Source organism: Actinacidiphila glaucinigra (genome assembly GCF_900188405.1).
In the GTDB taxonomy this organism is placed as follows: Bacteria; Actinomycetota; Actinomycetes; order Streptomycetales; family Streptomycetaceae; genus Actinacidiphila; species Actinacidiphila glaucinigra.
This window is the reverse complement of sequence record NZ_FZOF01000013.1, coordinates 193,887-202,162: the sequence shown is the minus strand read 5'-3', so window position 1 is coordinate 202,162 and position 8,276 is coordinate 193,887. Positions and strand designations below refer to the sequence as shown.

General features: G+C 70.5%; 7 protein-coding genes and 1 pseudogene. 4 read left to right on the top strand and 4 right to left on the bottom strand.

From position 1 onward, the window contains the following. From CHF15_RS25030 to CHF15_RS46730, 3 genes and pseudogenes are all read right to left on the bottom strand, one after another. On the bottom strand, window positions 1–783 hold a 783-nt coding region (locus CHF15_RS25030), incomplete at its 3' end, for a phosphate ABC transporter substrate-binding protein PstS (protein WP_089226119.1). A 213-nt stretch (window positions 784–996) separates the two neighbouring features. Beyond that, window positions 997–1,119 carry an NUDIX hydrolase gene (locus CHF15_RS25025; RefSeq protein WP_410169659.1) on the bottom strand — a complete coding sequence of 41 codons (123 nt, stop codon included), beginning with the start codon at window positions 1,117–1,119 and terminating at the stop codon, window positions 997–999. Window positions 1,120–1,519: 400 nt separating this feature from the next. Continuing rightward, window positions 1,520–1,837 (bottom strand): annotated as a pseudogene (locus CHF15_RS46730) (hypothetical protein); the annotation flags it as partial. Between the two features lie 146 nt (window positions 1,838–1,983). On the opposite strand from CHF15_RS46730, the gene CHF15_RS25015 reads away from it, so the two are divergent. The 3 genes from CHF15_RS25015 to CHF15_RS25005 all read left to right on the top strand — a co-directional run bounded on the left by CHF15_RS25015 (window position 1,984) and on the right by CHF15_RS25005 (window position 4,541). Next, the gene (locus CHF15_RS25015) at window positions 1,984–2,562 is read left to right on the top strand and encodes a TetR/AcrR family transcriptional regulator (protein ID WP_179279951.1); all 579 of its coding nucleotides are present in this window, start codon (window positions 1,984–1,986) and stop codon (window positions 2,560–2,562) included. A 1-nt stretch (window position 2,563) separates the two neighbouring features. Then, the gene (locus tag CHF15_RS25010) at window positions 2,564–3,664 is read left to right on the top strand and encodes a glycosyltransferase (RefSeq protein ID WP_220093330.1); all 1,101 of its coding nucleotides are present in this window, start codon (window positions 2,564–2,566) and stop codon (window positions 3,662–3,664) included. 286 nt (window positions 3,665–3,950) lie between these two features. Continuing rightward, window positions 3,951–4,541, top strand: a complete 591-nt coding sequence (locus CHF15_RS25005) for a TetR/AcrR family transcriptional regulator (protein WP_089226117.1) — start codon at window positions 3,951–3,953, stop codon at window positions 4,539–4,541. A gap of 18 nt (window positions 4,542–4,559) precedes the next feature. On the opposite strand, the gene CHF15_RS45050 is transcribed toward CHF15_RS25005, so the two are convergent. Beyond that, complete coding sequence (locus CHF15_RS45050; RefSeq protein WP_179279950.1) at window positions 4,560–4,727, bottom strand: hypothetical protein; 168 nt, start codon at window positions 4,725–4,727, stop codon at window positions 4,560–4,562. 765 nt (window positions 4,728–5,492) lie between these two features. On the opposite strand from CHF15_RS45050, the gene CHF15_RS24995 reads away from it, so the two are divergent. Next, window positions 5,493–8,234: a helix-turn-helix transcriptional regulator gene (locus CHF15_RS24995; RefSeq protein WP_410169658.1), complete on the top strand. Its 2,742-nt coding sequence runs from the start codon at window positions 5,493–5,495 to the stop codon at window positions 8,232–8,234. The last annotated feature ends 42 nt before the right edge of the window (window positions 8,235–8,276 follow it).

The window sequence follows — 8,276 nt, the reverse complement described above, 5'->3', positions numbered from 1 at the left end:
CGCGTAGGAGAGCTCGAAGTAGCCGATCGAGCCGTTGACCTGCTTGACCTGGGCCGCGACACCGGCGGACTTGGCGGCGGACTGGCCGCCCTTGCCCATCCACGGCTTGGCGTGCTCGTAGGGCCACGCGTCCTTGGCCGCACCGTTGAAGTACTTGGTGAGGTTGTCCGTGGTGCCGGACTCGTCCTGGCGGTGGAACGTCTGGATCTTGGAGCTGGGGAGCTTGGCGTCCGGGTTCAGCTTCTTGATCGCCGCGTCGTCCCAGGTGGTGATCTTCGAGTCGAAGATCTTGGCCAGGGTCGGGGCGTCCAGGACCAGGTCGTCCACGCCGGAGACGTTGTAACCGATGGCGATCGGGCCGCCGACCATCGGGATGCTGATGCCGGTGCCGGTGGCGCAGATCTTCTTGGAGGCCTCGACCTCTTCGGGCTTCAGCGGCGAGTCGGAGCCGGCGAAGCCGTCCGTGCCGTTGTTGAAGTCGATGATGCCCTCGCCGGAGGACGACGCCTTGTAGTTGATCTGGGCGCCGGAGCAGGCCTGCTGGTAGTTCTTGACCCAGGCGTCCATGGCGTTCTGCTGCGCCGAGGAGCCGGAGGCCAGGAGCTGGCCGCCCTTGTCAGCGCACTTGATGCTGCTGGACGAGGTGGGGGCCTTGCTGCTGTCGCCGCCCGCGTTGGTGTTGTCGTCCGAACCGCACGCGGTGAGCATGAGGGCACCGGAAACCGCGACCGCGCCGACGGCCAGCGCGCGGAGCCCGCTCTTACGCTGAAGCTGAAGCTTCACCTTTGGTGATTCCTTCCTGAAGCCCGCCGGTGGACGGCGAAGCAGAGGTATGGATTTCTGCATCCACCCGGCGGCTGCTCGCTCACCGGTAAGGCCGAAATTAGGCAGATCAGGTGAAGTGGTCGACGGCCGAGGGTGAATGCGCGGTGAACCTCGTATATCAGTGCGGTGCTGTAGCCCACACCGAGTGGCGTACGTCTCAGCGTGTCGGCTTCAGGGGCGCGTTCCGCGCAGGAACGCGTCGAGCACGGCACGGTCCCGCTCATGGGTGAGCCGGTTGCGCGCGGCGGTCGGCGGCAGCCAGATCAGGCGGTCGACCTCGCGGGCGGTTCGCACGGGTGGACCGGTTATGAGCGTCGGCACGAGAGATCGTGCTCTCTGCGCCCCGGCCCCGGGCGGGCGCTCGAGGTCCTACGCGGGGGCGGACACGGGCTCGTGCGACCATTGCACAACAGCGTTCTCAGCCAGCCGCGGGAACGCCACGGCGTTCACCGGCCGATGCGTCGCCGGCGTCGGTCCGCCCACAGGGCGCGTTGCCGTGGGGGATCAGTGATACGAAAAGTGCCTCCGGCCAGAGAAAACTACGTCCACCAAGCCGGCCGGAGGCACTTTTCAGGTGAGCGAGCAACTGGGATCCTACCCGCGACGGCTGGGGTGGGGTAACAAAAAGGTCTCGGCTTGCGGGCGGGCGGGTTAACAGCTCGCCGCATGGGCCTGGATCCCGGGCACCGCGCTGTCAATGGCGCAGGGGCCTGCCAAGATGCTGCTTGACCTCGCGCAATCCTCCGCGGCGCGGCCGCCCCATCGTCACCGCGACGACTGGCAGCGAAGGCCCCTCCGTCGGCACCGCCCGGTCCAAGACCGTCACCCGCTGCTTCCGCGGCATGAGCGATGACGTCCTCGCCGACCCACGCATAAACAGCAGGTAGATGTCGCCGACGCTGACGTCGGGGTGGATGTCGCCGTCGGCCTGGCCGGCTTGGATGAGGGAGGCGATGGCGGCTCGCGCGCGGGCCTCCTCGGCGTGGTCGCCCGGCTCCGCGCCGAGGGCCTGGGCGAGCGAACGTCTGCATCGTCACCCCCGAGCAACTGCGGCGTCGTGGGCTCAAATTCATGTCACGTTCGTTGACGCCAAAATAGACGTGGTGGTCCACTGGAACCCGCATGGCCAACGACACAGACAGCAGACGGACTTACCGGATGACGGCCCGAGCGGAGGCGACGGCGCAGACGCGTCTTCGGATCATGCGCTCGGCCTTCGACCTGTCGAATGAGACCAAGTCGCTGGACATGGTTCTCGCTGACGTCGCGGCACGCGCGGGGGTGAGCGTCCGGACCGTGCTGCGCCACTTCGGCAGCCGGGACGGGCTCTTCGACGCCGTCGCCGTACACGTCCGCGACGAGGTCCGCGAAGAGCGGGCCGCGCCGGTAGGGGACGTGGCGACAGCGATCGAGGTGCTCTTCGACCACTACGAACGGCGCGGCGACATGGTGCTGCGGCTGCTCGGCGAGGAACTCGGAGACCCCAGGGCGCGGTCGGTGACCGAAGAGGGCCGCCGGACGCACCGCGTCTGGGTGCAGGAGGTCTTCGCACCGCAGTTGTCCCGACACAGCGGCACGGAATGTGAGGTGGTGACCGACCTGCTGGTCGTCGCCACCGATGTCTACACATGGAAGCTGCTCCGCCACGACCGGGGACTGGACCGGGACGAGGCGCGGCAGCGGGTCAGGTATCTGATCGACGCGGTCCTGGGGAGGACCGTGGGGGAGGAGCGTTGAGATGGCCCGCATCCTGTTCGTCACCTGGGACGGCGGAGGCAATCTGCCGCCGGCCCTCGGCATCGCCGCCGAGCTCACCCGGCGCGGCGACACCGTCCGCTTCCTCGGACATCCGCAGCAGCGAAGGAGGATCGAGGGGGAGGGGTTCCGCTTCGAGCCGTACGCCTCGGCCCGGCCCTGGTCGGCCACGGCCCGCAACACCCCGGCGAGCTTCCTCGCCATGTTCACCGATGCCGGACCCGGTCGTGATCTGGCCGCCGCCGTGGCACGCGAGCCGGTCGACCTGGCGGTGATCGACTGCCTGAGCCTGCCCGCGCTGCGGGCTGCCCAGGAGACCGGGCTGCGCCATGTGGTGCTGGCCCACACCTTCTACGAGTACCTGGTCAAGCGCTGGTGCCGCGGACCGGTGGGCCTGGTCGCGGCCGCCAAGGGGTACCGCCCGATGCGGCTCTGGTCGTCCGCCGAGGCGGTGCTGGTCACCGCTCTGGAGGAGCTCGATCCGGCCGGGCGGCGCCCGAGACCGCGGAACGTTCACCACACCGGGCCGGTGCTGGCCGGCCCGACGGTGCCCGCCGCAGCGTCCGAGCGGCAGCGCGTCCTGGTGAGCCTGAGCACCATCCACTACCCCGCGCAGGCCCGCGCCCTCCAGGCCATCCTCGACGCCGTCGCCGACCTGCCCGTCCACGCGGTGATGGCCACCGGCCACGCTGTGGAGCCCTCGGCGCTGCGCCCGCCGCCCAACGCCGAGGTCCATCCGTACGTCCCGCACGCCGAGGTGATGCCGGGGGTCTCTCTGGTCGTCGGCCACGGCGGCCACGGCACCACCATGCAGGCACTCGCCCACGATCTGCCGCTGGTGGTCATGCCGATGCACCCCATGCTCGACCAGCCGATGATCGCCAAGGCGGTCGAGCAACAGGGCGCCGCCCGCGTCGTCCGGCGGAACGCCTCCCCTGAGCGGATCCGCGCCGCCATCTCCGACCTGCTCGCCTCCGGCCCCCACCGCCAGGCCGCCGTCCGCCTCGGCACCAGGCTCCGTGCCGAGCCCGGCGACGCGGCCGCCGCCGAACGGATCGGAACGCTCGCCGCGACCCCGGCCTGACCCCCGAGCCGGCACCGTGCCCGTCGTCGGAGCCCCGGGGGACCACCCACACCCGCGTCCAAGTCCGCCTGAACGCCTCGCGCCGGCACAGCGTCGCCCATACCGCCGGCTCCCTACCGCAGCAGCCCGCGCCCGCGCCCCGGCCCCCGGGCCCACCATCACGGCGCTGATGACAAGACATCGCTGCCCCGACCCTCCCAGTCGAGTACCGCCCTGGTGGACACGTCGAGCTGACCGGGGCATCCAGTACCGGGTACATGGAAGGAACGTTCTATATAATGCCCCCATGACGGAGACGAAGGGCGGGCCTGCCACGACCGGCCGCAAGTCGGCGGCACGGGATCGGCTGCTGACCACGGCGAGCAGACTCTTCTACACCGAAGGGATCCGCGCTGTCGGCGTCGACCGGGTGATGGCGGAGGCCGACATCGCGCGCGGCACCTTCTACCGGCACTTCGACGGCAAGGACGACCTGGTGCGCGGCTACCTGGACGCCACCGATCAGGACATCCGGGCCCGGGTGGCCGTGGCGGCCGAGAGGACGGGGGGAGGCGCGGCGTTGCTCGATGTCGTCGCGCACAGCATCGGCGAACAGATCTGCGGTCCGGGGTTTCGGGGCTGCCCCTTCATCAACGCGGCCGCGGAGTACCCGGATCGGGGGTGTCCGATCCACCAAGCCGTGCTGACGCACCGCGAGTGGTTCCGCCAGCTCCTGGAGGACACGCTCGCGACAATGGGCGTCGCGGACCCCCGTCAGTCCGCCGACCTGGTGGTCGCGCTTCGTGACGGAGCGATGGTCGCGGGCTACCTCGGCGACTCCCGGTCCGCGGCGCGCACCCTGGTCCAGGGGGTTGGCCTGGTCGTCGCGTCGGGCTGACGAAAGGGCGGGCCGGTGTCAGGACGTGCCCGCCGAGAGGCCCATGAGCTGATCGCCGCCGCCGACCCCGCAGAGCTCAAGGCCCGCGAGCATCGGTTGGCTCTGTCCACCGAGGTCGTACTCCATGCGGCCGAGGGGCCGTTGCGAGGCCTGCTCGCCGAGCTGGTCGGCGGCACAGCGGAGCATGGCACGCACAATCGCCCTGACGGCAGGGGGGAACCCGTCCATCCGCATGGTGGTCCGCGTTCGCGGTCGGCCGTCGTGTGCTCCGCCGGTGTCCGCGCGCCTCGACCACGCACACAGCGAGTCCTTGCCGGGTTCCGGCCGGCCACGTTCCCCGATACGTCGGAAGCGTGACGGCAGGGCCCGCCGAAGGGCTCCCGCATGCTCCCCGGGCGCCGTCCGGTATTACCGTCGGGACGGTGGAGGCGGGTGCGTGGACCGGCGCACGAAGGGCGTAAGCCCAATACGCGGGCCGATAGCGCAGGCTATTCCCCGAGAACAAAGGCCTTTGGTCGCCGGAATGGATGTCGCGCCGCTGGCGGGCTCGCGGGGGCGCTTTTCCGTTACCCGCGTCGCGTGCGTTCAGGTGTTCCGCGCATAGCCGCCCCGGTCGCCGGATGGGCACCTGAGTGCCGTCCACCTGCGCGTGGGCCCTCGCGAGGGAACCCGTACGGACGGCACGCTACCCTCCGCAGACGCTCATCGGATTCCAATTTTCACTCAGTGAAAGAATTTTCTCCCGAGTTTTCCAGGCGTGTCGAAGGGTTTACTGGAATTGCAGCTCGGCAAGGTGATCCCGGAGATTCGCGCGGTAGCATGAACCTGCCCTTGTCAATGAATTCAAGGAATGCCCGCCCGAGTGGAACCCGGGCGGACGCGGAGGGCTGACGGGAGTGTGGACGCGTGGGCTACGGCGACCCCTTTGACGACGGAGCCGTCGGCGCTCTGGTGGGGCGGGCCGGGGAACTGGATCGCATACGCGACTTCCTCGGTGCCACCGACCGTGGCGGGGCGCTCCTGCTGTCGGGTCAGGCCGGCGTGGGCAAGACGGTTCTGCTCAACGCCGTGGCGGAGGCGGCGTCCGCGACCGGGACGCGGGTCCTGCGTGCGGCCGGCGTCGAGTTCGAGGCCGACGTGAGCTACTCCGCCCTGAACCAACTCCTCTTTCCCCTCTCCGAGACGTTCGGTGATCTGGACAGCACCCATCAGGAGGCCCTGCGTGTCGCGTTGGGCTTCGGCAGCGGGGTGTCGCCGAACCGACTCGTCGTGTCCAGCGCGACCCTCATGCTTCTTCGCCAGGTGGCCGCGCCCGACTCCCTGCTGCTCGTCATCGACGACCTGCAGTGGGTGGACCGCGCCAGTGCCGCCGTGTTCGGCTTCGTCGCCCGCAGGCTCGGCGGCAGCCGGATCGGCTTCCTCGGCGCCGTGCGCCAAGGAAGCGAGACCTTCTTCAACCGCGGTGGACTACCCGAGTACGAAGTGCCGCCGCTGGACGAAACGTCGTCGCGGGCGCTGCTCGACGCGCGATTCCCCAACCTTGCCGAACGCGTGCGGCGCCGGCTGCTGTCCGCGGCCGAAGGGAACCCGTTGGCTCTGCTGGAATTGCCCACGGCACTGAGCGGGCAGCAGCGCATGGCGCTGGAGAACCTTCCGGCGGTCCTGCCGCTGAGCCAGCGGCTGCAGGCACTGTTCGTCTCCCGGGTCTCCGGCCTCCCGGCTGCCGCCCGCCGTCTGCTGCTGCTCGCCACGATGGACGGGACCGGCGATCTCGGGGTCCTGTACGCGGCGGCGCGGCAGGACGGTTGCGACGCCGACCTCGAAGATCTCGCCCCGGCCGAGCAGGACCAGCTGGTCACGGTCGACGAGGGCACCCGGCGGCTGGTCTTCCGCCACCCCCTGATCCGCTCGGCCGTCGTCGACGCCTGCTCCAGTGCCGAGCGCCGCGCGGCGCACCGGGCCCTGGCCCAGGCCCTGTCGCATCAGCCCGAGCGCCGGGCCTGGCATCTCGGAGAAGCGTCCGTCGAGCCGGACGAGCAGGTCGCCGTCCTGCTGGAGCAGGCCGCCCACCGGATCACGGCGCGCGGCGACGCCCTGGGGGCGGTCGCGGCGCTGATACGGGCGGCCGATCTGAGTCCCCGCGGATCGGACCGGGCTCGCCGCCTGGCCGAGGCCGCCTACATCGGCGCCGACGCGACGGGGGAGCTGCGCGGCGTCTCGGAGCTGCTCGAAGACGCCCGACGCGCCGACCCGGACCTGGCCGGGTCGCTGCGATCCGCCGCTGCCGCCGTCTACCTGGTCATCAACGGCGACGGGGACATCGACACGGCTCACCGCCTGCTGGTGGGCGCCATCGAGTCCGGTACCCACCAGTACGACGCCAAGGACAACGCCGTTGTCGACGCCGTGCACCTGCTGCTGCTCCTGTGTTTCTTCAGCGGCCGTGCGGAGTTGTGGGAGCCCTTCTACGCCGCGCTCTCCCGGTTGCGCCCGGAGCCGCCCGCACTGCTGTCCGTGGCGGGCAGGACCTTCTCCGACCCGGCGCGTTCGGGGGCTGCCGCATTGGACCAGCTGGAGGGCATCCTCGGCGAGCTTCCCGAGGAGACCGACCCCGGCCGCATCGTCAGGGTCGGTACCGCGGCGCTCTACCTCGACCGGTTGCAGGCCCTCCGCGAGCCCTCGTGGAAGGTCGTCCGCCAGGGACGGGACGGCGGCCCGGTGCGCCGGCACCTCGGCGCCTTGATGCACCTGTGCCTGAACGACTACCTGACCGGCAGGTGGGACGAGTGCGTCGAACTGGCCGAGGAAGGAGTCCAGCTCTGCGAGGACTCCGGATACCGGTTCTTCACCTGGTACTTCTGGTACTGCCGGGCAGTCGTCGCCGCCCCCCGCGGTGAGGATGCGACGGTCGGCCTCCTCACGGGCCGCATCTCCCAGTGGGCCGCACCGCGGGGCGTCGGGACGGCACTGCACTACGCCCGGCACATACGCACCGTGGCCGATCTCGGACGCGGCGACTTCACCGGCGCCTATCGGCACGCGACGGCGATCAGCCCCGCCGGTACCTTCGCCTCGCACGTGCCGCACGCCCTGTGGGTGATGATGGATCTCGTCGAAGCCGCGGTCCGCACCGACCGTCCCGCGGAAGCGGCCGCTCATGTGCGCGCCATCCGGGACAACGACATCGCCGCGCTCTCCCCGCGGCTCGCGCTGCTCGCCGGCGCTTCGGCCGCTCTGTGCGCCACGGACGACGAGGAGTCGGTGCGTCTGTTCGGCGAGGCATTGGCCCTGCCGGGAGTCGGGCAATGGCCGTTCGATCTGGCCCGGGTGCGGCTGGCCCACGGCGAACGGCTCCGGCGAGCCAGGGCGAACGCAGAGGCCAGAGGGCAGCTGACGCTGGCCCACGACGCCTTCGCCGAGCTTCGCGCCGGTCCCTGGGTCGATCGTGCGGCCAAGCAGCTGCGGGCCGCCGGATGGGTTGCGCCGAGGACCGAAGCGGGCGGGAAGGTGCTCACGCCGCAGGAGCGGGAGATCGCGGACCTGGCGGCATCGGGGCTGAGCAACAAGCAGATCGCCGAACGGCTCTACCTCTCGCACCGGACGGTCGGAGCGCACCTTTACCAGATATTTCCCAAGCTCGGCATCACCTCCCGGGCAGCGCTCCGCGACGCGCTCGGGGCCTTGGAGGAGTGAGACCCGCGCCCGCGCCGGGCACCTTCTCGCCTTCATGCCTCG